The 26,475-nt window shown below is 37.1% G+C and carries 26 protein-coding genes; 17 read left to right on the top strand and 9 right to left on the bottom strand.

Annotation, left to right across the window (positions count from 1 at the left end; translation table 11 throughout):
- Nucleotides 1–6 precede the first annotated feature (6 nt).
- Nucleotides 7–1,479, top strand: a complete 1,473-nt coding sequence (locus tag C4F49_RS01790) for a PKD-like family lipoprotein (protein WP_196934111.1) — start codon at nucleotides 7–9, stop codon at nucleotides 1,477–1,479.
- A gap of 71 nt (nucleotides 1,480–1,550) precedes the next feature.
- Nucleotides 1,551–2,333, top strand: coding sequence for an MBL fold metallo-hydrolase (locus C4F49_RS01785; protein WP_196934110.1), 783 nt, complete (start codon nucleotides 1,551–1,553; stop codon nucleotides 2,331–2,333).
- Here the strand turns inward: C4F49_RS01785 and lipB are convergent.
- From lipB to recG, 6 genes are all read right to left on the bottom strand, one after another.
- Complete coding sequence (gene lipB, locus C4F49_RS01780; RefSeq protein ID WP_262894774.1) at nucleotides 2,330–3,085, bottom strand: lipoyl(octanoyl) transferase LipB; 756 nt, start codon at nucleotides 3,083–3,085, stop codon at nucleotides 2,330–2,332. The two genes, C4F49_RS01785 and lipB, sit on opposite strands and share 4 nt — an antisense overlap.
- 14 nt (nucleotides 3,086–3,099) lie before the next feature.
- Nucleotides 3,100–3,453 (bottom strand): four helix bundle protein, encoded by a 354-nt coding sequence (locus C4F49_RS01775; protein WP_196934108.1) that lies wholly within the window; start codon nucleotides 3,451–3,453, stop codon nucleotides 3,100–3,102.
- A gap of 52 nt (nucleotides 3,454–3,505) precedes the next feature.
- Nucleotides 3,506–4,696 (bottom strand): GTPase HflX, encoded by a 1,191-nt coding sequence (gene hflX / locus C4F49_RS01770; protein ID WP_196934107.1) that lies wholly within the window; start codon nucleotides 4,694–4,696, stop codon nucleotides 3,506–3,508.
- Nucleotides 4,697–4,718: 22 nt separating this feature from the next.
- Nucleotides 4,719–5,027, bottom strand: coding sequence for a helix-turn-helix domain-containing protein (locus C4F49_RS01765; protein ID WP_196934106.1), 309 nt, complete (start codon nucleotides 5,025–5,027; stop codon nucleotides 4,719–4,721).
- A complete protein-coding gene (locus tag C4F49_RS01760; RefSeq protein WP_231388173.1) occupies nucleotides 5,005–5,307 on the bottom strand; it encodes a type II toxin-antitoxin system RelE/ParE family toxin in 303 nt (100 codons plus the stop codon). The genes C4F49_RS01765 and C4F49_RS01760 overlap by 23 nt, the downstream gene beginning before the upstream one ends.
- A gap of 124 nt (nucleotides 5,308–5,431) precedes the next feature.
- Entirely contained in the window at nucleotides 5,432–7,537 is a 2,106-nt protein-coding gene (gene recG / locus C4F49_RS01755; protein ID WP_196934398.1) for an ATP-dependent DNA helicase RecG, read from the bottom strand.
- 175 nt (nucleotides 7,538–7,712) lie between these two features.
- Between recG and C4F49_RS01750 the strand changes: the two genes are divergently transcribed.
- The gene (locus tag C4F49_RS01750; RefSeq protein ID WP_196934104.1) at nucleotides 7,713–8,729 is read left to right on the top strand and encodes a PorP/SprF family type IX secretion system membrane protein; all 1,017 of its coding nucleotides are present in this window, start codon (nucleotides 7,713–7,715) and stop codon (nucleotides 8,727–8,729) included.
- 88 nt (nucleotides 8,730–8,817) lie between these two features.
- Here C4F49_RS01750 and C4F49_RS01745 read toward each other — a convergent pair whose 3' ends face one another.
- Genes C4F49_RS01745 through C4F49_RS01735 form a run of 3 tightly spaced genes read right to left on the bottom strand, consistent with a single transcriptional unit; the run spans nucleotide 8,818 to nucleotide 12,073 of the window.
- The gene (locus C4F49_RS01745) at nucleotides 8,818–10,692 is read right to left on the bottom strand and encodes a M1 family metallopeptidase (protein WP_196934103.1); all 1,875 of its coding nucleotides are present in this window, start codon (nucleotides 10,690–10,692) and stop codon (nucleotides 8,818–8,820) included.
- Between the two features lie 37 nt (nucleotides 10,693–10,729).
- Nucleotides 10,730–11,167 carry a hypothetical protein gene (locus C4F49_RS01740; RefSeq protein WP_196934102.1) on the bottom strand — a complete coding sequence of 146 codons (438 nt, stop codon included), beginning with the start codon at nucleotides 11,165–11,167 and terminating at the stop codon, nucleotides 10,730–10,732.
- A gap of 51 nt (nucleotides 11,168–11,218) precedes the next feature.
- Complete coding sequence (locus tag C4F49_RS01735) at nucleotides 11,219–12,073, bottom strand: M23 family metallopeptidase (RefSeq protein ID WP_196934101.1); 855 nt, start codon at nucleotides 12,071–12,073, stop codon at nucleotides 11,219–11,221.
- Between the two features lie 133 nt (nucleotides 12,074–12,206).
- Here C4F49_RS01735 and mutY point away from each other — a divergent pair, with 133 nt between their 5' ends.
- The 14 genes from mutY (at nucleotide 12,207) to C4F49_RS01665 (ending at nucleotide 26,469) form a co-directional block, all read left to right on the top strand.
- Nucleotides 12,207–13,259 carry an A/G-specific adenine glycosylase gene (gene mutY / locus C4F49_RS01730; protein ID WP_196934100.1) on the top strand — a complete coding sequence of 351 codons (1,053 nt, stop codon included), beginning with the start codon at nucleotides 12,207–12,209 and terminating at the stop codon, nucleotides 13,257–13,259.
- A gap of 10 nt (nucleotides 13,260–13,269) precedes the next feature.
- Nucleotides 13,270–13,710 (top strand): single-stranded DNA-binding protein, encoded by a 441-nt coding sequence (locus C4F49_RS01725; protein WP_196934099.1) that lies wholly within the window; start codon nucleotides 13,270–13,272, stop codon nucleotides 13,708–13,710.
- Between the two features lie 65 nt (nucleotides 13,711–13,775).
- Nucleotides 13,776–14,813, top strand: coding sequence for a phenylalanine--tRNA ligase subunit alpha (gene pheS, locus C4F49_RS01720; RefSeq protein ID WP_196934098.1), 1,038 nt, complete (start codon nucleotides 13,776–13,778; stop codon nucleotides 14,811–14,813).
- Nucleotides 14,813–15,235 (top strand): hypothetical protein, encoded by a 423-nt coding sequence (locus tag C4F49_RS01715; protein WP_196934097.1) that lies wholly within the window; start codon nucleotides 14,813–14,815, stop codon nucleotides 15,233–15,235. The genes pheS and C4F49_RS01715 overlap by 1 nt, the downstream gene beginning before the upstream one ends.
- Nucleotides 15,236–15,237: 2 nt before the next feature.
- Nucleotides 15,238–15,813, top strand: a complete 576-nt coding sequence (locus C4F49_RS01710) for a TetR/AcrR family transcriptional regulator (protein WP_196934096.1) — start codon at nucleotides 15,238–15,240, stop codon at nucleotides 15,811–15,813.
- A 62-nt stretch (nucleotides 15,814–15,875) separates the two neighbouring features.
- The gene (gene rlmD, locus C4F49_RS01705; protein WP_196934095.1) at nucleotides 15,876–17,285 is read left to right on the top strand and encodes a 23S rRNA (uracil(1939)-C(5))-methyltransferase RlmD; all 1,410 of its coding nucleotides are present in this window, start codon (nucleotides 15,876–15,878) and stop codon (nucleotides 17,283–17,285) included.
- Between the two features lie 3 nt (nucleotides 17,286–17,288).
- Nucleotides 17,289–17,690, top strand: coding sequence for a hypothetical protein (locus tag C4F49_RS01700; protein WP_196934094.1), 402 nt, complete (start codon nucleotides 17,289–17,291; stop codon nucleotides 17,688–17,690).
- A gap of 61 nt (nucleotides 17,691–17,751) precedes the next feature.
- Nucleotides 17,752–18,513 carry a hypothetical protein gene (locus tag C4F49_RS01695; protein WP_196934093.1) on the top strand — a complete coding sequence of 254 codons (762 nt, stop codon included), beginning with the start codon at nucleotides 17,752–17,754 and terminating at the stop codon, nucleotides 18,511–18,513.
- Between the two features lie 102 nt (nucleotides 18,514–18,615).
- Entirely contained in the window at nucleotides 18,616–19,308 is a 693-nt protein-coding gene (locus C4F49_RS01690) for a YiaD family glycine zipper/OmpA-like lipoprotein (protein ID WP_231388172.1), read from the top strand.
- 200 nt (nucleotides 19,309–19,508) lie between these two features.
- A complete protein-coding gene (locus C4F49_RS01685) occupies nucleotides 19,509–22,019 on the top strand; it encodes a glutaminase family protein (RefSeq protein ID WP_196934092.1) in 2,511 nt (836 codons plus the stop codon).
- Nucleotides 22,020–22,195: 176 nt separating this feature from the next.
- Nucleotides 22,196–23,620, top strand: a complete 1,425-nt coding sequence (miaB, locus tag C4F49_RS01680) for a tRNA (N6-isopentenyl adenosine(37)-C2)-methylthiotransferase MiaB (protein WP_196934091.1) — start codon at nucleotides 22,196–22,198, stop codon at nucleotides 23,618–23,620.
- Between the two features lie 15 nt (nucleotides 23,621–23,635).
- Nucleotides 23,636–24,904 carry a sigma 54-interacting transcriptional regulator gene (locus C4F49_RS01675; RefSeq protein WP_196934090.1) on the top strand — a complete coding sequence of 423 codons (1,269 nt, stop codon included), beginning with the start codon at nucleotides 23,636–23,638 and terminating at the stop codon, nucleotides 24,902–24,904.
- A 10-nt stretch (nucleotides 24,905–24,914) separates the two neighbouring features.
- The gene (locus C4F49_RS01670) at nucleotides 24,915–25,439 is read left to right on the top strand and encodes an LptE family protein (RefSeq protein WP_196934089.1); all 525 of its coding nucleotides are present in this window, start codon (nucleotides 24,915–24,917) and stop codon (nucleotides 25,437–25,439) included.
- Between the two features lie 10 nt (nucleotides 25,440–25,449).
- Nucleotides 25,450–26,469, top strand: coding sequence for a hypothetical protein (locus C4F49_RS01665; RefSeq protein ID WP_196934088.1), 1,020 nt, complete (start codon nucleotides 25,450–25,452; stop codon nucleotides 26,467–26,469).
- The last annotated feature ends 6 nt before the right edge of the window (nucleotides 26,470–26,475 follow it).

Raw genomic sequence — 26,475 nt, 5'->3', positions numbered from 1 at the left:
GAAGTTATGAAAATTTTAAAATATTTTTTAATAATCGCACTATTTATGTCAAGTTGCTCTCCAGATTTGGGTAACTATATATATTCAGATGAGAATACTATAACAATTTCGGGAGTGAAAGAAGGGTTGACTGCCTCTTCAAGAGTTTATGATTTAGTCTATGGAGATACACTAATTTTAGAACCTTCTGTTTCTGGCCTTTTATCTAAAGATGATATGACCAATTTATCTTTCTTGTGGGTTATTTCTGAAGATACTGTTTCAACAACTAAAAATTTATCTTATAAAACAGATAAGTTCGGCATTAATTACGGTAGTTTCTATGTAACTGATAATCTATCAGGAATTAAGACAGTTTATAGTTTTATTTTAAATGTTACGAATGTATACAATAGAGGTTACTACATCTTAACACAAAATGATGATGGAGATGCAGTATTTTATGCAAAATCTGCCATTGATACTTCAAAAGCTTTGGAACAAGTCAATATTCCAGATGTAGAAAATCTTGGAAAAAATCCAGTTTCAGTAAGTGGTATAAGACTTAAAGATGGTAATAATCAATATTATTATCATCTTTATCTCACTATCAAAGATGCTGAGTTTAATGTCATGAATATTGATACTAGAGAATTCAAACCAATATATCGCTATAATAGCGCAACAACGACTGAAGCAATGAATTTTCAACCTACTCAGTTGTTTAATGAAGCCACAACTGGAGGATCAAAGGCTTATGTAGTCAGTAATGGCAAATTTCATGTGATGGAAAATGGCATAGTTGGCGTTGAAAAATTTAATACGGATCCATTAGATTATAAGGTAGAACCAGGAGATTTATATAAATGTGTTCTTTTTGGAGGATATTTAATTTCACTTTATGATTCAAATAACGAAAAAGTAAGAATACTCTTTAATTCGTTCGGGGTTTTTGACGATTACAACTACTCATTTGATAGTTATATAACCAATAAATCAACGTTAGGACATGATTTTTTATATGGAATGAATACATATATAACTGGGGTACCAGATTTTTATTATCTAACTAAAAAGGACAATAAATTATATTTATTTAAAAGCGCATTTAATTTTCTTTTCGTTCCTTCCGACCTGTCTCAGTTTGCTGTAAGTGATTTAAGCTCAATAGGCTCAAGTCCAGATAAAATTACAGACATTTATTATGATCCATCGAATTATTGGTTTATATCAATAGGAAGAACAATTTATAGAGCATCTTATTTAGGTTTAGCATTTCAAGAATACATTAAACTTCCTGATGATGGGTCTGGTGATATTGTGAAATTTATGGCGGCAACTCCAAGCCCTAATAGGTTTCTGATATCAACGTATAATGCATCTTCAACAAAAGAAAAGAAAGGTTCAGTGTATATTTATGATATTGCTAAAGCTAAAGTCACTAATACAATGTTATATTCTACTGAGAAAGCAGTTTCTGTGTTTGTTGGAGACCAATAAAAAAAACGTTTTGGTTGAATGTTTGCCTCTTAGATTTATTTTTCTAAGAGGCTTTTTTATACCTTTGCTTCATGAAATATTGTTCTATAGCATCAGGTTCAAATGGAAATTGTTATTATGTAGCAAAAGGCCAACAAGCTATCTTGATAGATGTTGGGATTAATACGAAACACCTTGAATTACGCATGTGGAATTTGGGAATTATTCCAAGTAAGATTCAAGCGATTTTTATTACGCACGAACATACAGACCATATTCGTGGATTGTCAGTGTTCTGCAAAAAATATCAAATTCCAGTTTACCTAACTGAAGGTACTTATTCAGGAACAAAACTAAGGCTGCCAGAACATTTAGTTAATATTATAAAACCAAATGCAACAATAAAATTAGGTGAATTAACAATTTTCGGTATTCCAAAATTTCACGATGCCAAAGAACCATGTAGCTTTGTGATTTCAGATGGAAAATCTAATATTTCCATTCTTACAGATATTGGCCGTATTTGCGAAAATGTAAAACATGTGATTCAACATTCTGATGTGTTAGTATTAGAATCGAATTTTGATGAAGAAATGTTAGCAAACGGTAGGTATTCCTACTATTTAAAAAACAGAATTAGAAGTGGTTGGGGACATATTTCAAACCGAATATCGGTTGAAGTTTTTCAGGAATGTAGGACTAATCGATTGAAACATTTAATACTATCTCATTTATCTGGACAAAACAATACGATTGAAATTGTTGAACGGACTTTTGCCCCTTTCTGTCAAGATATTCGGTTTTCAATTGCTACTCGAACAGAAGAAACAGAATTATTTGACATCAATGAATTAGTACTCAAACAAGTTGTTTAAGCTTCCTTCAATTCCATCTTGAACAATTGAGAAATGTGATTTCTTAATTTAAGTTTCACTTCTTCTATATCTAATTTTTTCCCTAATTCTCTTTCCATGGAAGTCACATCTTTATCATCTATTCCACAAGGAACAATATTTCCAAAATAACTTAAATCCGTATTGACATTGAATGCAAATCCATGCATTGTCACCCAGCGTGAAGCGCGTACGCCCAAAGCACAAATTTTTCTAGCATTTTCATTGTCTGCATCTAACCAAACACCCGTGTAACCCTCATATCGTCCAGCTTCAATACCATAATCTTTTAGTGTCAAAATTACTGCTTCTTCCAAGGTTCGTAAATAAAGATGTATGTCGGTGAAGAAATTATCCATATCTAGTATTGGATACCCTACAATCTGTCCAGGACCGTGATAAGTAATGTCACCGCCACGATTTATTTTATAATAGGTCGCTTGCTTTTCTTTCAATCCATCCTCATCCAACAATAAATTTTCTGGTTTGCCCGATTTACCTAAAGTGTAAACGTGTGGATGCTCAGTAAACACCAAATAATTTGGTGTTACCTCACCTAAATCCTTACTTCGATTCTCTTGTTTTATTGCTAAAATAGATTGAAAAATCTCTTCTTGTCTATCCCAAGCTTCTTGATAGTCAACTAGTCCCCAGTCGATGTATGTTACTTTTTTATTCATATGCTGTAGGCTATAGGCTATATGCTTTAAGCTGTGGCTTAAGTATATAAACATTGAGCTTTTAGTTATTATTCCTTTAATTTTTTACTTAGATTGAATAACTGTTTTTTTATGATATTTATTTGTAATAAAAGACTTGTTGCTTCTTCAGATGAAATAAATCCTAAATCTTGTGATAAAATTGAGAAATATTCTAATTCATGTGCAGATCCCAAACTCATCTGAATAAATCTATTAAAATCCTTATCCGAATCTCTTCCACATCCTTCCGCAAAATTGCTTGGAATTGAATATGAAGCCTTTTGCATTTGAGATATTAGGCTGTATTTTTCTGTTGACGGAAATTTTTTTGTTATTTCATAAACATTAATTGTTAGAAGATGAGCGTTATTCCAAATATCATATTTTTTAAAATCTCTCATAATCGAAATTTTTAATGTTCTAATCTGTAGGCTATTTACATAGACCTAAAGCTTACAGCTTATAGCCCAAATACGAAAACCGCTCATTATGCAATTCTACTACCGTATCATACAATTTTTGTTTAAATTCTTCAACATTCACTTTGTCAGTTGCAGAAATAAAAATAGCAGGATCAGAGTTTTTTGCCATCCAAGAATTTTTAAAATCTTCCAACGTAACTTTAATTTCTTCACCATCTTCTGTTTCTTCAATCGGTGCTTTGTAGGCATCGATTTTATTGAATACTGTAATTATCGGTTTGTCTAACGCATCTAAATCTTTTAATGTTTCATTTACTGCCTGAATATGGTCTTCAAAATTTGGATGCGATATATCAACGACATGAATCAATACATCTGCTTCGCGGACTTCGTCCAAAGTTGATTTAAAACACTCCACTAAATGATGCGGTAATTTTCGAATAAATCCGACGGTATCCGAGAGCAAGAAAGGCAAGTTGTCAATCACTACCTTACGCACAGTAGTGTCTAAGGTCGCGAATAATTTATTTTCAATCAATACATCCGATTTAGAAATCAAATTCATAATCGTCGATTTTCCAACGTTAGTATACCCAACTAAAGCCACTCGAATCATTTCTCCACGATTTTTCCGTTGTGTCTCATTTTGTTTGTCTATTAAATCCAAACGTTCTTTGAATAATGTAATCTTATTCAAAATAATTCGTCTGTCTGATTCAATTTGTGACTCACCTGGACCGCGCATTCCTATACCACCTCGTTGACGTTCTAAGTGAGTCCACAAGCGTGTCAATCTGGGCAACATGTATTGCAATTGTGCTAATTCAACCTGTGTCTTTGCTTGTGCTGTTTTTGCATGCTTCGCAAAAATATCTAAAATCAAATTCGAACGATCCAAGACTTTTACTTGAAAGAACTTTTCGATATTCCGAAGCTGAGAAGGAGACAGTTCATCATCAAAAACAACCATATCAATTTCTTCGGCATCGATAAAGCCTTTGATTTCTTCCAGCTTTCCTGTTCCCACGAAAGTTGCACGATCCGGATTTGTTAATTTTTGTGTGAAAATCCCTTTCGTTACGCCACCAGCGGTTTCAACTAAAAATTGTAACTCTTCTAAATATTCCTGCGCTTTAATTTCCGACACACCTTGTGGAATGACTGAAACCAAAACAGCAGTTTCCGGCTTAATAGCCGTATCATATGATTTTTCTTTTGCCATGTAATTTTTCTTTGCTGTAACCTTAAATCTCTAAGGTTAATTTTAATTTACCTCCTAAACCTGTCTGAATTATTTTCATTAAGGTAGAAAGCCTAATATCGCTTGCGTTATTTTCTATTCTCGAGATATAGGATTTATTTGTGCCACACTTTTCCGCAAGCTGTTCTTGTGTGAGTCCGAGTTTTAATCTTGCTTCTTCGAGCAAAACTCCTAATTGAAATGCTTCAAATTGATGTTCCCAAGTTTCTCTTTCGGGTTCTCCTATTTTTCCGTATTTTTTATCAATAAGTTCGTCAAGAGATGTTATGTTATTTTCTTTCACATTTTTCATATTCCTCTTTTATTTTTAGTGCCCGTTCAATTTCTTGTTTAGGCGTTTTTTGAGTTTTCTTTTGAAAACCGTTTCCCAAAATCACCAAATGTTTTTTGTCGAAAAAAGCAAAAATTCTAAAAATATTTCCGCCAACTTCAACACGTATTTCGTAAAGACCTTGAGTTCCAGTAATATGTTCAAAATACTTAGATGGCACTCGATCTAGAGTTTGCAAAAGCATTAATGTCCATTCGATTTTTCGTTGAACCGCTTCAGTCTGTTGTTCGTAGAAGTCCAAGAAATATCTTTTATAAGCAATTACTTGTCTAACGGATTTCACTTTGCAAAGTTAACTGTTTAGGCAACAATTCGCAAGGTTTTAAAAAACGAAAAAGCTTAAGTTTACGTGCAAATTAGACTTCTTAAGAAATCTTATCCCAAGAAATTGCTGAGCGCTGGCTCAAAAATTCTTTTAATAGAACATTTTTTGTTGCCAAAAGGTTTGGGTCGACTTCAAATAAATGAATAACAGCTTGTCTCGCTTCTGAAAGCAGGGCTTGGTCGGAAGCTAAATTAGCGATTTTCATTTCCAGAACGCCTGACTGCTGTGTGCCCGAAAGGTCTCCCGGTCCGCGCAATTGCAAATCTACCTCGGCAATTTCAAAGCCGTCATTGGTGTCGACCATTGTTTTTAGACGTTTCTTGCCTTCTTTGCTCAGCTTATTGCCTGACATCAATATGCAATACGATTGCTCAGCACCTCGACCTACACGTCCACGCAACTGATGCAATTGCGAAAGCCCAAATCGTTCCGCATTCTCAATAATCATCACAGAAGCATTTGGAACATTCACCCCAACTTCAATAACCGTCGTCGCGACCATAATTTGAGTCTGCCCTTTAATAAAACGCTGCATCTCAAAATCTTTATCTTTGGCAGGCATTTTTCCATGAACAATGCTTATGAAATAATCGGGCAACGGAAACTCGCGCTGTAGAAATTCTAAGCCGGCTTCCAGATACAATAAATCTAATTTTTCACTTTCTTTAATCAACGGATAAACGACATAAACTTGTCTGCCTTTGGCAATTTCCTCACGCATAAAACCGAACATGCGCAAACGCGAACTTTCAAAAAAATGAACCGTTTTGATTGGTTTTCTTCCGGCAGGCATTTCGTCAATAATCGAAATATCCAAATCTCCATATAGCGTCATAGCCAATGTTCTTGGAATTGGTGTGGCCGTCATCACCAGCATGTGGGGAGGAATAACGTTTTTTCGCCATAATTTGGAGCGTTGCTCCACACCAAAGCGATGTTGTTCATCAATCACCACCAAACCAATATTTTTGAACTTTACTTTATCTTCAATTAAGGCGTGCGTTCCGATTAAAATCGAAAGTTTTCCATTTTCAAGCTCTTCATGAATCACTCGGCGCTGCTTGGTTGTCGACGAACCCGTTAGTAGTTTTACGGTACAGAAATCTTCAGGTATAAGATGCTGAATAGAGGCGTAATGTTGCTGCGCAAGGATTTCTGTAGGTGCCATCATACAGGCTTGGAAGCCATTGTCTACAGCCAATAGCATGCTCATCAGAGCAACTACTGTTTTGCCGGAGCCTACATCACCTTGAATCAACCGATTCATCTGTGCGCCCGTATTTGTGTCCATCCGTACTTCTTTAACCACTCTTTTTTGAGCATTCGTCAGTGGAAATGGCAATAAATTTGAATAGAAATGATTGAACTTTTCACCCACTTGCGTGAATAGATGTCCTTTATATTTTTGGGTATTCAACTGCTTGTTGTTTAAAATACGCAACTGAATCCAAAAAAGCTCTTCAAATTTCAAACGTTTAATGGCTTGATTTAAATCAAGCTGATTTTCTGGGAAATGTATAGACAATAATGCGTCCGCATACGAAATTAATTTGTGTTCTTGGACAATGTATTTCGGCAGGGTTTCTTGAAGGTTTTTCCCAAATAATTCCAGTGCATTGAGTTGCAATTGCATAATGCCCTTACTATCCAAATTAAATTTCTTCAACTTTTCTGTGGACGAATAAACAGGTTGCATGGAAAGATTCCCAGTAGTTTTGCTGTTCTTTTGAAACAATTCCATTTCCGGATGAGTGATGGAAAGTTTTCCGTTAAATTCAGAAACTTTACCGAAAATGATGTAAGCCGAACCAATTTGCAAGGACTTTTTAATCCAAGCCAAACTCTGGAACCAAACCAATTCAATCGAACCTGTATCGTCCCTAAATTCCGCGACCAATCGCTTTGCTTTTTTTTCTCCGACTTCCTGCAGAGAAATCAAACGTCCTAAAACCTGCGAAAACGCGAGGTCATTTGGATTTAATTGATTGATTTTGTGAAATTTCGTCCTATCAATATACCGAAAAGGATAATGACCCATCAAATCTTCTATGGTAAAAAGTCCTAATTCCTTTTGAAGCACTTCTGCTTTGATAGGACCAACGCCTTTCAGATAAGTTATGGGACTTTTTAGATTTATTTGTGGCATCATGCAAGACAAAAATAGAAATATAAATTCTGAATTTTAATTTGATTCATTACACCATAAAAAACTTTTTAAACGCAATTCTATTTTGTCGGTTCAAATTTTAAGTAATGATAAAACCTTTTTAGTATTTTGCAGCAAATTACAATCCCAATTGTTGCGAAACAAAATGATATTTATGAAATATACAAAATATGCTTTATTAGTTGTGCTAGGGTTTGTGGCTTTAGGAACACAAGCACAGCAGAGCATTCAGTTTACACAATACATTTTTAACTCCATGAGTGTGAATCCGGCTTATACCGGGTACAAGGAACAATGGTTTGCTCAAATGGGATTGCGCAGCCAATGGGCGGGATGGGCTGGTGCTCCGAAAACAGGTTCCGTATCCATAGACGGTGTCTTGGATCAAGTCGATAAACGCCATGCTGTCGGCTTTCAAGTGACGGCGGATCAATTGGGGGCGCAATCTGCTACATCCGCTTATGCGAATTATGCACTTCGCTTACAAATTGATAATGAAGACACACAGCGATTAAGTTTGGGGATTGCTGCTGGTGTGACACAATATAGTTTAGATGGTAATAAATTAAATCCGGTTGATTTTGGGGATCAAGTTCTTCCGAATGGAAAGATCTCAACTTGGAATCCGGATATTCGATTGGGAATTTATTACTATACGCCAAAATGGTATGCTGGGGCATCTATTCAGGATTTATTCGCAAATAGCGATAGCAATAGCGATTATCGGTTTAATGAAAATAGCTTAGAGAGTTTGTATCGCAATGTTAGCCTATATGTAATGGGTGGAGGCTTATTCGAACTACAGCAGGGTTTACATTTGCGCCCGAGCCTTTTGGTGAAAGATGATTTTGAAGGGCCAACAACTATTGATTTCAATGCAATGTTTATTTTTGATGGCAAATTTTGGGTAGGTGCAGGTTATCGAACTCGTAGCCGTATTTTTAACAGAGAGTATTCCGATTATTCCGCTAGTAAATTAAGTGCAGTAAATTCGTTTCAGGGAATCGCTCAGTTTCATGTTTCGCAAAAATTAAGCATCGGTTATTCCTATGATGCGATGCTGAGCAAAATGAGCGGATTGTCTAACGGAACGCATGAAGTTACGTTGGGATTGTCGTTTGGTGCATACGCAAGGCCTCGAACAGCCTATTATAATCCACGATATTTTTAAAGCAAACATCCAGCGGAGCTGAATGAAAATCATAAAAAAATAGCAGTAGAATTTTAATCATACTGCTATTCAAATCTTTTTTTAAAAACTATTTCTTGGGAAAAGTATTGTTTGACGATTCAACATCTGCCAATCTCAAAGAAGGATCGATTGTTACCTTAGCGGGCTTTTTATCTAGTTTGATTTCGTAGCTAGGCTTTGTCCAGAACCAATCTTCCAGAACAGTTCGTTTTGCTCCAGCATATACTTTCAACTCTTCAGCAGGTTTGTCAGCGCGCATTTCGCGGAGCGGAATGTAGAATAATTCCTTAGTTCCATCTTCGTATTCAACCAACAAATCGATAGGCATCGCAAAATCTGATTTATTAACCAGAGTGATTTCCGTATCGGTCACCGTTTCAATCGCATAATCGACTTTGCGTGTTGTATTAATCATCAAGTTGAAATACCATTTTAAATTAATTCCTGAAACTTGTTCTGCAATCCGTTTGAAATCATTTGGAGTTGGATGTTTAAATTTCCACTGTTTGTAGAATTCAAGAAAGGTGTTCTTTAGATTTTCTTCGCCGATAATATAGCCTAGTTGAACCACCAATACTTGCCCTTTGTTGTAAGCTTGATTGCTATAGGCATAGTTGCTGTTGTAGTAGTCGGCCAATAAGCTTGCTGGTTCTTCTTTACCTGATAGCGCTAATTTGTAGTACGATCGATAGGCTTCAATGCTCGGATTTGCTTCAATCGCTCCCCGTTTTTCGAAAAGTGTTTGAAATCCTAGCTCCTCCACATAGCTTGTGAAACCTTCATCAAACCATTCATCGACTGTTTCATTGATTCCAAACAAATGCTGGTACCAAGAATGCGCAGCTTCGTGAAAAATCACATTGACCAAACTTTTAAGATTCCGGCCACCGGTTACTAAAGTTGCGGTTCCGTATTCCATTCCGCCATCACCACCTTGAATAATGGTATAGCTCGGCCAAGGGTAAGGGCCGAAACGATCCGCGCAGAAATCGAAAAATTCTGTCGCCAATCCTAAAGCTGTTTTCCAATTGTTAATGGTCGAATCATTCTTAGGAAGATAGACAATATTAACATTGATACCGGCTTTACTTTTAGCCGAATCGACTAAGAATTTGCTGTCAGAAGCCCAAACGAAATCATGGATATTCTCAGCTTTATAATGCCATGTCGCTTTTCCTTTGTGCTGTTTGATTTTCGCATTTTTTTGATAGCCTTTTACTTCATTCGGATTCTGTAAAATGCCGGAAGCGCCTACGACGAAATCTTTATTTATATGAATTTTCACGTCGAAATTTCCAAAGGGCGCAATAAATTCGCGACCAATATACTCATCTAAATGCCATCCAAATTCGTCAAAATGCGCCATTTTTGGATACCATTGCGCCATTGATAAAGCTACGCCTTCTTTTGAATTTCTTCCAGACCTTCTGATTTGCTCTGGAACTTGCGCATCCCAAGTTACTATAAAGTTTCCCGTTTGCCCTGCTTCCAAAGCTTGAGGTAAAGTAACCTCTAAAATTGTTCCGTCAACTTTATATTGAGCATCAACTCCGTTGTATTGCAATGTTTTGATTTTCTGATAACCGATTTGGTCTTCTTTCAAAAGCTCAATCCTGCTTTGATAATTTGGTTTCTCTTTCGTTCCATGATTGATGACCATTCGGGCATCCGGGTCGGAAATGTTTTTTAATCGATAATCCATCATGCTTCCAGGTTGGAACGCATTAAAGTAAAGATGAAAATATACTTTTTTTAAGGATTGATTGGAATTATTGCTATACTTCAGCTCCATTTTGCCTTGGTATTGATATGATTTTTCGTTCATGTCAATATCCATTTTATAATCCACAGCTTGTTGCCAATAACCTGGACGTTGGGCTTTAACAAGTGTACTTGTAAGTAAAAATAGCAGTATTGCGGGGAATAAATAAAGAATTCTCATGCCCAAACATACTAAATTGAATATTCAGGCACAAAATCTATTGTCGAAATATTCGGATATTTCGTTCTTCAAGAGCCGAAATCAAGAGTTTGACATCATCCTCTTTTTGAAATAATTTATTGCTCCAGTATCTCTTAGGGGCTTTTTTGTCTTTGCTATGAATGGTAACCAATGTTCCTCCAGAACGTGTTCCTGTCTGGATTTTGGTAATATTTTTTAATTCGAATGACTCTGACTTATCAGAATAGTTAATTGATAAGCTTTCGTCATTCAGCTCCCAAATACTTGGTTTTTTACTTAATAAAATGGATAAAAAAAGCAACAGGGGAAGGCAAATCAATAAAATAATAATCTTGTAAATCTCGGGAAGATTAAATTGAGAAGCGATAATAGCCGATAAAAAAATACCAATTAACACCAAGAGAATAAACTTTTCCCTATGTAATGTCGAAATTTCAAAAGAAGTATTTTCCATATTGGATTGTAAGATGCTAAAATTATAGCATTAATCTTCCTTTGGGTCGATTTAAAACGTAAAAAAGTTTGACGGATTGACCTTCTTATTGTTATGCAGAATTTCGTAATGCAAATGAGGGCCTGTGCTACGGCCCGTATTTCCCAATAAGCCGACCAAATCGCCCACATCTATACGCTGGCCTTTTTTGACCTTTACTTTTGATAAATGCGCGTAACGGGTTTCAAATCCATTCGCATGCTTGACAACGACTAATTTTCCATATTGGCCTTTGTAGCCCGCAAAATCGACTACGCCTTTTGCTGTAACTTTAACAGGGTCTCCCGTACGTCCTTTTAAATCAACTCCCGAATGCATTTCACGTCCTCGGTTAGTGAACGGATTTCTGCGGTAGCCATATCGGGAAGTTATTTTTCCTTTATGGGGAACGCCAATCGGCATCCCGTCTAGTTTTTTCTCTAAATTCTTTAACGAAGATTTATAATAATTTGTGAGTTCAACGATATCTTCTTCATCTTCTTCGACAGGCCCACCCATGTTTTTTAGGCTAATGGTTTTCAGCCCTCTTTTTTTCATTTTCTCATTGATCCGATCCAGCGTACTATCGATTGCGTTGAACGATTTTTTGACCTCGCCGTCGGTCTGCTTGCTGTTTAATTCTTCTAACGATAGCTGTTTATTCTGTTCTTGAAGGGCGATTAATTTTTTTGTATAAACCGCGGTATATTCTTCTGAGGTTTTCTGTTTTACGAAGTATGATATTGAAAATATAAGGATGATTATCGTCGCAAGGACAGATAAAAGTATTTTTTTCCAGTGTAGAAATAAGACTGTTGGGATTTGGATATTCTTAGAAGATGCGCCATCCGAGTCTAGAATCAATACTGAAGTTTTTTTCTTAAACATGGTGTAAATCAATTAAGTAGTCAATTTTACAATTTGCAAATCTATCACAATAAAAACGGATAAGTGGACAATTTAACTTTTTTAACAATTTTTTACATTCCCCATTTTCTAAAAAAATGATAACCTTTGTAGCATGGGATTTTCGAGCAAATTAATTTCTTGGTACGCTAAAAATGGGAGGGAATTGCCTTGGAGAAACACAACAAATCCCTACATTATTTGGCTTTCGGAAATCATTTTACAGCAAACTCGAATTGAACAGGGCACCCCTTATTTTCATAATTTTTTAGAAAACTTTCCGACAATCGAAGATTTTGCAAATGCGGACGAAGGCGAGCTTTTAAAATTGTGGCAGGGTCTGGGCTATTACTCTCGTGCACGCAATATGCACAAAGCGGCTCGTCAGATCCAGACAGATTTTGATGGAAAGTTTCCAACAAAATACGAGGAGGTCATCAAACTTACGGGTATTGGAGAATACACCGCTGCGGCAATTGCATCTTTTTCTTCGAATGCAGCTTATGCAGTCTTGGATGGAAATGTGTTTCGGGTATTGTCGCGTTATTTTGCTATCGATACGCCAATCAATTCGACGGCAGGGAAAAAGCAATTTTCTGAAATTGCCAATGAATTGTTGGACAAAAAGCATCCCGGCACTTATAACCAGGCAATCATGGATTTTGGTGCTATGCTATGCAAACCTAAAAATCCGCTTTGCGAAGAATGTATTTTTAGAATGGATTGTCGTGCATTTCAAACAAATTCTATACAATCTTATCCGGTCAAGCTAAAGAAGAAACCAAGCAGAAATCGATTCTTTGCTTATTTTATTGTTGAAGAAGATGGTCAATTGTTGATGGCCAAGCGAAATGACTCCGACATCTGGGCAAATATGTATGAATTCCCAATGATTGAAACGGAAGAAGAGCTGTCAATTTCGGCATTAGTTGAACACAACGAATTTAAGTTTAATTTTCCTTCAGCAATCATAGAACAACTAAATGGAATGGTAAAGCAAGTGCTTAGCCATCAGAATATTTATGCTAAATTCTATAGAATCACCAACCCCGAAAATAATGTGCTAAAAAATAGCAATTGGGCGTTTTATAATTCCGAAAATTTAGATAAATTAGCTATGCATAAACTTATGTTTACTTTTTTAGAAACATTTAAGAAATTACCTTAATTATAGAATTATGTCAGGGGTTAATAAAGTTATTTTGGTAGGATTTTTAGGCAAAGATCCTGAAATCCGGTATTTGGATAACAACATCAGTGTAGCGAACTTTCCATTGGCGACAACTGAAACGGTCACAAGAGATGGAAAGCGAATCGAGCAAACCGAATGGCACAACATTGTTCTGTGGCGCGGTTTGGCCGAAGCGGCTTTTAAGCATTTGTCGAAGGGCAAGCAGGTTTACTTGGAGGGAAAATTGAGAACCAGAAGCTACGAAGACAAAGAGGGCATACGCCGTTATTTAACTGAAATTGTTGTTGATGTTTTTAATCTTTTGGGTAGACGCTCAGATATCGAAACGAAAGCGAAGGAAGATAAAGATGTCGTGAGCGAAGAAAACAAGAATATTCCTGTTGACTTTAAAGAAAATAACAACGATTCGGATCCGCTTCCTTTTTAGCTTTTTTAGCGACAATCTTAGTTCCGAAATATTGGTTTTTAATATTTTGCTGTATCTTTGATGCTATGTTGCAAGAAAAGTTAAAGCAGTATACGGTCGAAGTAGAACAGTTTACACCAGCTTCTGCTCAAGAAGTTGAAGAATTTCGCCTTAAATTTTTAGTTACTAAGGGTATAATTCGAAATTTATTTGAAGAATTTAAAGCCGTTTCTCCTGATGAGAAACGTGTGTTGGGAAAAGTGCTTAATGAGTTTAAGCAACTTGCCGAACAAAAATATCAAGAAAGTTTAGAGCAATTTACGGCTGAGCAAAGCGGAAAGTCATCTTTTGATGGTGATTTGACATTGCCGGGCGTAGGATTTAAATTAGGATCAAGACATCCTTTGTCTTTAGTGCGCAAAGAAATTGTAGAGATTTTTAAAAAATTGGGATTTATCGTTGCCGAAGGTCCAGAAATTGAAGACGATTGGCATAATTTCTCCGCATTAAATTTCCCTCCAGAGCATCCCGCACGCGACATGCAAGATACATTTTTCATCAAAAAACAAGATGGGAATGATATTGCATTGCGAACGCATACCTCATCGGTTCAAGTTCGTTTGATGGAAGCCGGCAAACCGCCTTTTCGTGCGATTATGCCAGGAAGAGTATACAGAAATGAAGCAATTTCAGCTCGCGCTCACTGCTTCTTCCATCAGGTAGAAGGTTTGTATGTGGATGAAAACGTTTCTTTCGCTGATTTAAAGCAAACCTTGTATCACTTTGTGCAGGAATTATACGGCGAAGGAACGAAGGTTCGTTTCCGTCCATCTTATTTCCCGTTTACAGAACCTAGCGCAGAAATGGATATTTCCTGTACAATCTGTAAAGGAAAAGGATGTCAGTTGTGTAAATATTCCGGCTGGGTAGAAATTTTGGGCTGTGGTATGGTCGATCCAAACGTATTGGAAAACTGTGGAATCGACAGCAAGAAATATTCTGGATTTGCTTTCGGAATGGGTATTGAGCGAATCACGAATTTAAAGTATGAAATTCGGGATTTGAGGCTTTTCTCTGAAAACGACGTTCGCTTTCTGTCTCAATTTGAATCTGAATTGATTTAATGAATAAAGTACTGAACTATATATTGCTCTTTTCTTCGCTGATTTTCTTTAATTCTTGCGGAGACGGGAGTTGCAATGTGGTTCCAAGCGTTAGTGTTTATTCACAATTAAGCCAAGGGAGCAATCCTGAAGCCTTTGTTGTCGGTGGTTCAGCCACTTTGGCCGGAGGCGTTTCAGGTATACTTGTTTGTTGTTCTTCCATGACGGGCATCAATTACAATTTTATTGCCTACGATCGCTGCAGCACAGTGAATCCTGAGGAAAGAAATCAAGTGATTCTAAAAGATGCCTATACCATACAAGATCCCGTTTCGGGAGCAGAGTGGTTGCTCGTTGATGGTTCTCCTGCAAAAAATGCAACTTGTCCTTTAAAACCTTATATCGTGACAAGAGTTGGTAGTATTTATTACGTTCAAAATTAAAGATGGATTCTGATAAAACCGTACTATCAATTAAGAAAGCAGCTCGAGACTTGTTTAGGAGGTATGGATACAATAAAACAAGTGTCAATGAATTAGCTAAGCAAGCAAATATTGCCAAAGCAACATTCTACAAACATTTTTCGAGCAAAGAACTTATCCTCCACGCCGTTTTGATGGATTATATCCGTGAAAATGTAGAAGATATTCTGAATAAAAACATTAACAATGCAGATTTGCCAACCTTTTTGGCCAATACGATTTTGCGTGTAAGCAAAGTGACTTATACAGTTTGTAATGAATTTGTCGGCTGGGGATTTATCCGCGAATCAGCGAACGCGCAAGAATATCTAAAGATTCTTTCAGATGATCTAGAATTTCTCTTGTTGAGTTCATTTATCCAAAATAAAACAATCGGAGCTACGATTCCAGAAGAGAAATTGACGTTCCTGATTAAAACAAGCAAGAATATTGTTTTCTCTTTTGCGTTTACAGCGGTTTCGGATGCGGATGTCCGCAAAAATTTTATTTCCTTCCAAAAAGAAATATTGCCCTACTTAGTTCAGGCGACTTTACTGTAGTTAAAGTACCTGAATAAATTACTTTTTAAATTATTCTAGCTAAAAGCTTATTTTTGTGCCCAATGAGAAGAAAAATTCCACAAGATAAAAAGTTTATTTCTGACGTTTCTATTTTTGATATTGCCGAAGAGGGCAAAGGAGTGGGCAGACAAGATGAACTGGTCTTATTTATCGATAAAGCGATTCCCGGTGATGTTGTAGATGTTGAGCTAATGCGCAAAAAGAAAAATTTTGGCGAAGCGAGAGTTGTTGCTTTAAAAGAATCTTCTGCTTTTCGGGTTGAACCTTTTTGTCCTCATTTTGGTGTTTGCGGCGGATGTAAATGGCAACACATGTCGTACGATGCGCAATTGATTTACAAACAAAAATCGGTTGAAAACGCCTTGTCGAGAATCGGCAAAATAGATACTTCAGGCATGGATGCAATTTTGCCATCCAAAGAAACGGCCTATTATCGCAATAAATTGGAATTCACGTTTTCAAATAAACGCTGGTTAACATCCGTTGACGAAGAAATCAACCCTGAAGATATGAACGCTTTAGGTTTTCACGTACCTGGACGTTTTGATAAAATTTTGGCTATCGATCACTGTTTTCTACAGGCAGATCCTTCCAATACAATTCGCAATTCAGTCAAATTATTTGCGGATCAGCATGCATTCAGTTTTTACGATTTGAGAGCGCATGAGGGTGTTCTTCGTAACCTCATCATCCGTACATCGTCAACTGGTGAAGTTATGGTGATCGTTGTTTTCGCTTATCCGGAAGAAGGACAGGTCGAATTGCTGATGAACCATTTGAAATCTTCATTCCCTTCGATTACTTCTTTGCTGTATGTGATTAATCAGAAGAAAAACGATACGATTTTTGATCAGGAAATTGAAGTATTTCATGGACGCGATTTTATTTACGAAGAAATGGAAGGCCTTCAATTTAAAGTCGGAGCGAAATCATTTTATCAGACAAACTCAGCTCAAGCGTATGAATTGTATAAAATTACACGTGATTTTGCACAGTTAAAAGGCGATGAATTAGTTTATGATTTGTATACTGGAGCAGGAACAATTGCCAATTTTGTAGCAAAAAATGCGAAAGAAGTGATTGGTGTTGAATATGTGCCTACGGCAATTGAAGATGCTAAAATGAATTCTGAAATCAATAATATTACCAACACGAAATTCTATGCAGGTGATATGAAGGATGTGTTGAATGCATCATTTATTGCTGAACATGGCAATCCAGATGTGGTCATCACGGATCCTCCAAGAGCGGGGATGCATGTCGATGTTGTAAACCGATTATTGGAAATGGAATCTCCTAAAATTGTATATGTAAGCTGTAATGCGGCAACTCAGGCACGCGATTTGGAGTTAATGTCCGAAAAATATGCAGTTACAAAAATAAAACCTGTCGATATGTTTCCGCATACGCAACATGTTGAGAATGTCGTTTTATTGGAATTAAAGAAATAACAAATGGATTTTCAAGATTTACTTGCGGCACAAGCTGCCGGAAATAATGGGGAAAACAAGGCCAAAAGCCCGCTTTTAAGTTTGAAGCAGGATTTGGAGTTTTATTCGGAATCGATCAAAGAAGTGTCTGGCGAAATGCTTGCTGAAGAATACACCTCTTTTCCAATTTTTATTGCTTCGCAACAAGAAGTTAATTTGGGAGAGAAAATTTTGGATCAAGCAGAGTTAGGCACAGCGTGGACTATTTATGGAAGTTCTTTGGAAGAGTTTTTAGACCGAGGATTGATTAAAGATGACCGTAAGGATTTTTTCATTAAAAAATATAAAGATCCTAATGAGTTTATGTGTTTATTTGTAGTTGTTCCCGAGGGAGCAAATTATGTTTTTCACCCTTTTAAAGCCTAATTCGCTTTATTTTATCGTTTTTTAACACTTAACTGCAAAAAGTATTGTTACTTTTAATTTAATGAATATTTATCTAAAATATTTTCTGGGGACATTGCTATCGATCTGTTTACTAATGGTTTCGAATGCGTATTCGCAATATACACCGAGCAATGTTTCGGGTTTGGTCATGGAAAAAGGTACTAGCACACGCTTAGCTGAAGTCAGTGTTAAGAATCTCCGGACTTCGCGCATGGTTCAAACGAGTGTGTATGGTGTGTTTATGATTGAAGCTGCGGTAGGTGATAGTTTAGCTTTCAGTAAAGTGGGTTATGGACCGGTAAAAACGGTTATTCAGACTCTTGAAGATATTCTGATTGACATGCAAGCGGGTCTCGAAATCGAGACAGTCCTTGTCACGCGTAACACCAAAGAAGGTGAAATGAACAGCATACTTCGCGATTACGAGCGCAAAGGAATTTACAATGGTGGCAAGAATTCTGTAGGAACCTATTTAAGCAGTCCAGCAACAGCATTGTACAACTTGTTTGGAAAAGAAGCAAAGAATGCAAAGCGTTTTGAGCGGTATATGGATTTGGAATTGGAACAAACGAAAGTAGACCGCATATTCAATAAATCCATCGTCACGCAGTTGACTAAGCTGGAAGGCCAAGATTTGCAAGATTTTATGGAATATTATAGACCTTCTTATACGGCAATTCAAAACTGGGGGCAATACGATTTGATGAAATACATCAACACCTCTTTTGCTTCATGGGAAGCGAACGGAAGACCGAAACCACAACGGTTACCTAAGCTTGAGATTCCTGAGCAAGAAAGATAGTTATTCTTTAATGTTCTTATTTTTAACGTTTTAAACAATAAAATTTTCTTAGAAGATAGTTTGGCATTTGCTTTGATTCGTTACTACCTAAATTAAATTATTATGAAATTGAATAAAAAAGTCGCGGTATATGGATTAACATTAGCAACTTCTGCAATGTTGTTTGGAAGTTGTTCAACAATCCAAAATACGAACAATACTACTAAAGGTGCTGTTGTGGGTACAGCAGCGGGTGGTGCAGTTGGTGCGTTAATCGGTGGTAAAGCAGGTAATACTGCAATCGGTGCTATTGCAGGTGCTGTTATTGGTGGTGCTGCAGGTACACTGATCGGTAATAAAATGGATAAACAAGCTCGCGAGATTGAAAATACAGTGGCTGGTGCTGAAGTTATCAAAGCAGACGAAGGTATTATTGTGAAATTTGATCAAGGTATCTTATTTGACTTTAATAGTTCTACGCTAAGACCAGAAGCACAAAAAAGCATTGCAAACTTAGTAGAGACTTTAAACAAAGAGCCAGGAACAGATATTCTAGTTATTGGACATACAGATAATGTTGGTACGCTTTCTGCAAACCAAAAAGTATCAAACTCACGCGCAGCTGCAGTTAAATCTTTTGCAGTTTCTCAAGGATTGACAGGTAGCCGTGTTAAAACTGAAGGTAAAAACTATTCAGAACCAATTGCTTCAAATGATACAGAAACTGGCCGCGCAGAAAATCGTCGCGTAGAGATTGTAATCGTAGCGAGTAAAGAAATGCAAAAAGAAGCTCAAAAAGAAGCTGGCGCAAACTAGATTTTATTTTTGATTGCTATAGTAAAACGCCTCCCAATTTTGGGAGGCGTTTTTTCGTTTGTTGGAGCTTGCAGAAAAATGCCAATGGCATATTTGGATTAAGAAGTTTTTGATTACAACTGAATATTTTCTATATTTAAATCGTTTTAGCAAAAAATCTTGCTGAACAATCAATTACATAATAAACCAAATTCTAAACCATGAAATATTTTTTTCTAGTAGTTTCCACTTTTTTATGGCTGTCATTTGCTAATGGGCAAGACTTGTATCGTTCTGGCTATCAGACTGAGCTCAGGTCGCCTGCAGTTCCGTTAGTCACTTCAGATCCCTATTTTTCGATATGGTCGCCTTACAATGAACTGACTGAAGGAGCTACAGAACATTGGACAGGAACAAAACATCCTTTATTTGGCGCGATTCGAGTAGATGGGAAATCGTATCGGTTTTTAGGAAAAAATGAGCCTAATTTGGCGACAGTTATCCCGATGAGCGATGCAGAAAAGTGGAATGCGCAGTATACAGAAACGAAACCAGCAAGTTCATGGACAAGTCTTGACTTCAATGATGCTTCGTGGAAAAAGGGCAAAGCATCGTTCGGAACAAAAGGCACGAAAAATGTGCAAACTAACTGGGATTCCAAGAATATCTGGATCCGAAGAAGTTTCGAATTAAGCGACATCGATAAAGAAGCAAACTACATTTTAAAATACTCACATGATGATGTTTTTACATTGTATCTTAACGGTAAAGAATTATTAAAAACAGACTATTCTTGGAATGATAATTTGACTTGGACATTAACTGAGGAAGCAAAGAAATTGTTGAAGCCAGGGAAAAATGTCATTGCAGTACACTGCGAAAATCGTGCTGGCGGTGCTTATGTAGATTTTGGATTGTATAAGCAGGAAAAAGGCGTTCAGGACTTCGAATTAGCGAAACAAACTTCAGTGAATGTGATGCCGACTCAAAGTTATTATACATTTACTTGTGGTCCCGTAGAAGTGAATTTAGTCTTTACTTCACCGTTATTATTGGACGATTTGGATTTGATTTCTACTCCGATTTCTTACATTTCGTATCAGGTAAAATCGTTGGACAAAAAACAGCATGATGTTCAGGTGTATTTCGAAACTACACCAGAATTGGCAGTTAATGATAATACACAGCCAATCGTTACCGAAAAATTTGAGAAAAATAATTTTAGCTATGTCAAGACCGGCACCGTTGATCAGCCCTACACAAAGCGAGTAGGTGATGGTGTGCGGATTGATTGGGGATATGCATATCTTTCCTCTCCGAAACAAAAAGATAAAGTGATCAGCTTTGGAAATTATTTTGATCTGAAAGATCAGTTCCAAAAAAGTGGGGTCATTGCTTCTGGCACTGCAACTAAAACAGGCATTGAAACTATTCCGAATCAACGAACTGCTTTAGCATACAGCCACGAATTGAAATCGGTCGGGACAGAAGGAAAGGGCGACTTTCTGATGATTGGTTATGATGATGAGTTTGCCATTGAATATTTCTACAAACGTAAAACTGCGTATTGGAAACACGATGGTAAAGTCTCGATGACCGATGCTTTTGAAAAAGCTTATTCAAACTATGCGTCGACGATGAAAAAGGCAAAAGCTTTTGACGCACAATTATTCCAAGATGCAACGAAAGCGGGTGGGAAAGAGTATGCGGAATTATGTGCTTTGGCATATAGGCAATCAATTTCTGCTCATAAGTTGATTCAGGACGATCAAGGAAATCTATTGTTTCTTTCGAAAGAAAATCACAGCAATGGCTGTATCAATACAGTCGATATTACCTATCCTTCAGCTCCGCTGTATTTAATTTATAATCCAGATTTGCTGAAAGGAATGCTAACTGGAATTTTTTACTACAGTGAAAGCGGACGCTGGAATAAGCCATATCCGGCGCATGATTTGGGAACTTATCCAGTTGCGAATGGACAATTGTATGGCGAAGATATGCCGATTGAAGAAGCTGGAAATATGTTGTTGTTGACGACAGCCATCAGTATCTTGGAAAAAAACACAAAGTATGCAGACAAGCATTGGGAAACATTGACCATTTGGGCAAATTATTTGGTCGAGAATGGGTTGGATCCTGAAAACCAATTGTGTACAGATGATTTTGCTGGACATTTGGCCCACAATGCAAATTTGTCCATCAAAGCAATTATGGGAATTGCTGGATATGGTAAAATGGCCGAATTGAAAGGCGATCAAGCGACAGCTACGAAATATACTAACCTTGCCAAAGAAATGGCGCTAGAATGGAAAAAGTTAGCATTCAATCAAGACCACTACAAACTAGCTTTCGATAAAGAAGGTTCTTGGAGCCAGAAATATAATTTAGTTTGGGATAAACTTTTTGACTTAAATATTTTCCCAAAAGATATTTATGAAACTGAGGTGAATTTTTATTTAACGAAACAAAATAAATATGGATTGCCATTAGATTCTAGAGAAACATATACCAAATCGGATTGGGTGTTATGGTCAGCATGTTTGACCGACAGTGATGAAGATTTTCTAAAATTTGTGAAGCCGATGTATCAATATGCGAATGAAACGACTTCCCGTGTTGCGATAAGTGATTGGCATGATACGCATTCTGGAAAAATGATGAATTTCAAAGCGCGTTCCGTTGTGGGCGGTTATTTTATGAAGCAATTATTCGATAAGTTGGGGAAATAATAGGTGAAAGAAAACCTTTAACAAATCAATCATTTAGTTTTATAATTTTAATAAAATGCGTCTAAATCTCAGGATTTAGGCGCATTGTTTATTTTGTATTAATATTATCCCGTTCTGACAAACTGTCATTCTTTCTTAAAATTTATTATTAACTTTGTAATCTTTGAAAATAGATTATGTTAGAGTTATCACATACAACAAAAACGCACGATGAAAGCCGCCAAGGCGAGGCTTTGGATTTAATTCCTACAGGTAATTCTACCGGCAGGAAATTATATATCGAGAGTTATGGTTGTCAAATGAATTTTTCTGATAGCGAGATTGTCGCGTCCATTTTGGTAGATAATGGATTCGAAACGACACGCGATTATAAAGAGGCAGATGTTGTCTTTATTAATACCTGTTCAATCCGTGAAAATGCGGAAGTTCGCGTTCGTAATCGACTGAAAGAATTCGAACATGCAAAAGCTAAAAATCCGGGAATGATCGTCGGAGTTTTAGGTTGTATGGCCGAGCGTTTGAAATCTAAATTTTTAGAAGAAGAAAAACTAGTTGATGTTGTTGTTGGTCCGGATGCTTATCGTGACCTTCCGAATCTAATCAACAAAGTTGACGATGGAAACAAGGCAGTGAATGTGTTGCTTTCCCGCGAAGAAACCTATGCAGACATCAGTCCAGTTCGATTAAATTCAAATGGAATCTCTGCGTTTATTTCGATTATGCGTGGCTGTGATAACATGTGTTCGTTCTGTGTTGTTCCTTTCACGAGAGGGAGAGAACGTAGCCGCGATGCGGAATCTATTGTCAAAGAAGCTGAAGATTTATTCAATAGAGGATATAAAGAAGTAACGCTTTTAGGTCAAAATGTTGACTCCTACAAATATAAAATCGGCAAAGAGGAAGACGCATCGATAATCAATTTCGCTCAATTGCTGGAAATGGTTGCCAAAGTAAGTCCTGAATTGCGCGTGCGTTTTTCAACCTCACATCCGAAAGATATTACGGATGAAGTATTGCATACGATGGCGAGTTATGAGAACATCTGTAACTACATCCACCTGCCGGTTCAATCTGGAAATTCAAGAGTTTTGGATTTGATGAACAGAACCTATGACAGAGAATGGTACATGGAGCGTGTAGAAGCAATTCGTAGGATACTTCCGACCTGCAGCATTTCTACCGATGTGATTACTGGATTCTGTACGGAAACTGAAGAAGAGCATCAGGAAACCTTGTCGATGATGGACTTTGTCCAATATGATTTTGCATACATGTTTGCCTATTCAGAAAGACCAGGAACATTGGCTGCAAAACGTTACGCAGATGATATTCCGGAAGAAGTAAAAAAACGCCGCTTGACTGAAGTCGTTGACAAACAAAGGGAGCACAGTTTGCTTCGTTTGCAAAATTACGTCGGCAAGACCCAGAAAGTCTTAATCGAAGGTTTCTCAAAGCGTTCGGATTTCGATTATTGCGGCCGCAATGACCAAAATACAATGGTTGTTTTTCCTGTGGACCCTAGGTATAAAGTGGGAGACTATGTACAAGTTTTAGGTGAATCTTGCACATCAGCAACATTAAAAGGTCGAATAGTAGATTAATTAATTCGGATTACTGTGGACAATCAAGATATAAAAAATAGGTTTGGTATTATTGGGAATTCTCCCTTGCTTAATCGAGCGATTGATATTGCCCGACAGGTAGCGCCGACGGATATTTCGGTTTTGATACAAGGTGAAAGCGGTTCTGGTAAAGAAGTTTTTTCACACATCATTCATCAGCTGAGCGCCCGAAAACACGGGCCTTTTATTGCGGTAAACTGTGGAGCTATTCCTGAAGGAACAATTGATTCTGAGTTATTCGGGCACGAAAAAGGGTCTTTTACCGGTGCGCATGAAGCACGTAAAGGTTATTTTGAAGTGGTTGATGGCGGAACGATATTTCTGGATGAAGTAGGTGAATTGCCTTTGGGTACGCAAGCGCGTTTATTGCGTGTCTTGGAGTCTGGCGAATACATTCGCGTGGGTTCTTCCAAAGTTCAGAAAACGAATGTTCGGGTAGTCGCGGCAACAAACGTCGATGTATTTGATGCGGTTCTTAAAGGAAAATTCCGCGAGGACTTGTATTACCGTTTGAATACCGTTCCCTTGAAAATTCCTTCGCTACGTGAACGTAAAGAAGATATTAATTTGTTGTTCAGAAAATTCATTGTTGATTTTTCAGACAAATACCGCTCACCGAGCATACAATTAACACCGGATGCACAAGAAGCATTAGCCAATTATTCTTGGCCAGGAAATGTGCGCCAGTTAAAAAATATTGCGGAGCAAATTGCTGTTCTCGAAACAGAGCGTGTAGTAGACGCCGACACACTGGCGAACTATTTGCCAAAAGAAAATAAAAACTTCCTGCCTGTTTTCGTAAAGGATGGAGGGAAGGAAGATTTTTCAGAACGTGATATTCTCTACAAAGTTCTTTTTGACATGAAAAAGGATATGGGCGATTTGAAAAAATTAGTGGTTGAATTAATTCAAAACGGCGTAAACAACAATACGTTTGAAGAAAATTCTCCCTACATCAATCAATTGTATCAAGAAGTTCGTCCTTCATCTGGAAATTTGCTGGGTGATGAGTCCATGAATTCTTCACCGACATTAACGATTCGCAATCCATCTAATAACAATTCCGATAATTCGGATTATTTGTCTTACGATACGCAAGATGCGGAAGAAGTTGAAGAGTCTTTGTCTTTAGTGGAGAAAGAATCTGATTTGATTAAAAAGGCATTGAAAAAACACAAAGGAAAACGGAAATCCGCTGCTCAGGAGTTGGGTATTTCAGAACGGACTTTGTATAGAAAAATTAAAGACTTAAATTTAGATTAGTAAGATTAGAATGAGAAAATTAAAGTCTATAGCACTCTACTTTATTTTTATTGGTAGCACGAGTTTTCTGTTTCAAGGCTGTGGCGTTTCCTATAGTTTGAGTGGCGGTACTATTCCCGATAATATGAAAACCGTTACGGTTTTGTATTTTGAGAACATCGCACCGATGGTATTCAACACCTTGGCTCAGAATTTTACAGAGGGTTTAAAAGAGCGTATTCGTACACAATCCAGATTAAGTCAAGTCTCTCAAGACGGCGACGCTATTTTCGAAGGCGTAATTACAAATTATGTGATTGCTCCTGCTGCAGTAGATGCAACGACGGACCGTGCAGCATTAAACAGATTGAGCATCACGGTAAAAGTTAAATACACAAACCGGATCGATCAAACGGGAGAAAGTGATTTTGAACAGTCATTTACTCAATTTAAAGAATTTTCTGGTGACATTCAAGCGCAGGAAGCACAGTTGAATCTCGATATTATCAAGATGCTCACCGAAGATATTTACAATAGAGCTTTTGCAAACTGGTAAACAATTACGTATGTCAAATTTTAATCAGGACTTCCTAAAGGCATCTTTTCGTCAGGCATTAGCAAATCCAGCGGAGGTGGATCATGACGCTTTTTTGCATTTGTTGCAAAAATATGCGTATTCACAGCCTTTGCAGTTGTCTTACCAGCGAAAACAATTCTTAGAAGGAAATGCGGAGGGCATGTCAAAAACATTGCTGTATTCGTCCTCGGTTGCTTGGTTAAAAGAGTTTGTCGAAAGTGAAGTAAAACATACGCCTAAAGCGAAAGAAGAACCGATTGCTGAAACTATTGTCGAACAAGAGGAAGAAGTTATTGAAATTCTGGAAACTCCCGCAGAAATCGAAGAAGCGGAAGATTTTTCTTCAGAAAATCAAGATAGAGAAGACGAAGCTTTAGAGAAATTCATACAAGAAGGAATAGGAAGTTCAAATTATTTTGAACTAACAGACCATAAAGAAAATGGTTCTGCAGAAATCCAATTGGCGCAAGACGAAAAGGAAGATATCAGTTTGTACAATGATGAACTGATGCCTTACAGTTTCAGATGGTGGCTTCACAAAACACGTTTGGAACATGCAGAAACTTATCAGCCATTTGCGAGTCCACATTTGCCAAAACCTCCTGCCTCGAAATTTGATTCCGGCAAATTGGAAGCTGCATTATTGGATCAGCAAATCCGCGAAAATATTTTCCATCTTCAAAATCCAGAAGACAAATTAAGTGATGCGGTCAAACAAAAGACCGTTGAATTCACGCAAGTGAAAAAATCGGATGAGGTGATTGAAAAATTCATTCGTGAAGAACCTCAAATTCATCCGCCATCTCCGAATGCATTGAATACGGAGAACAAAGCGCGCAAGAGTTCCGAAGAACAATATACCTTTGTGACAGAGACTTTGGCGAACATTTATATTGAACAGGGCTTGTACCCAAAAGCGATTGAGGTTTTCAAAAAATTAATTTTGAGGTTTCCAGAAAAAAAATCGTATTTTGCGCACCGAATTCAAGAAACAGAAGAAAAATTTTAAAATAAG

The sequence above is a fragment of the Sphingobacterium hungaricum genome, assembly GCF_015210005.1.
Lineage (GTDB): Bacteria > Bacteroidota > Bacteroidia > Sphingobacteriales > Sphingobacteriaceae > Sphingobacterium > Sphingobacterium hungaricum.
Note: the sequence above shows the minus strand (reverse complement) of the source record. Positions and strands in the feature narration are given on the sequence as shown.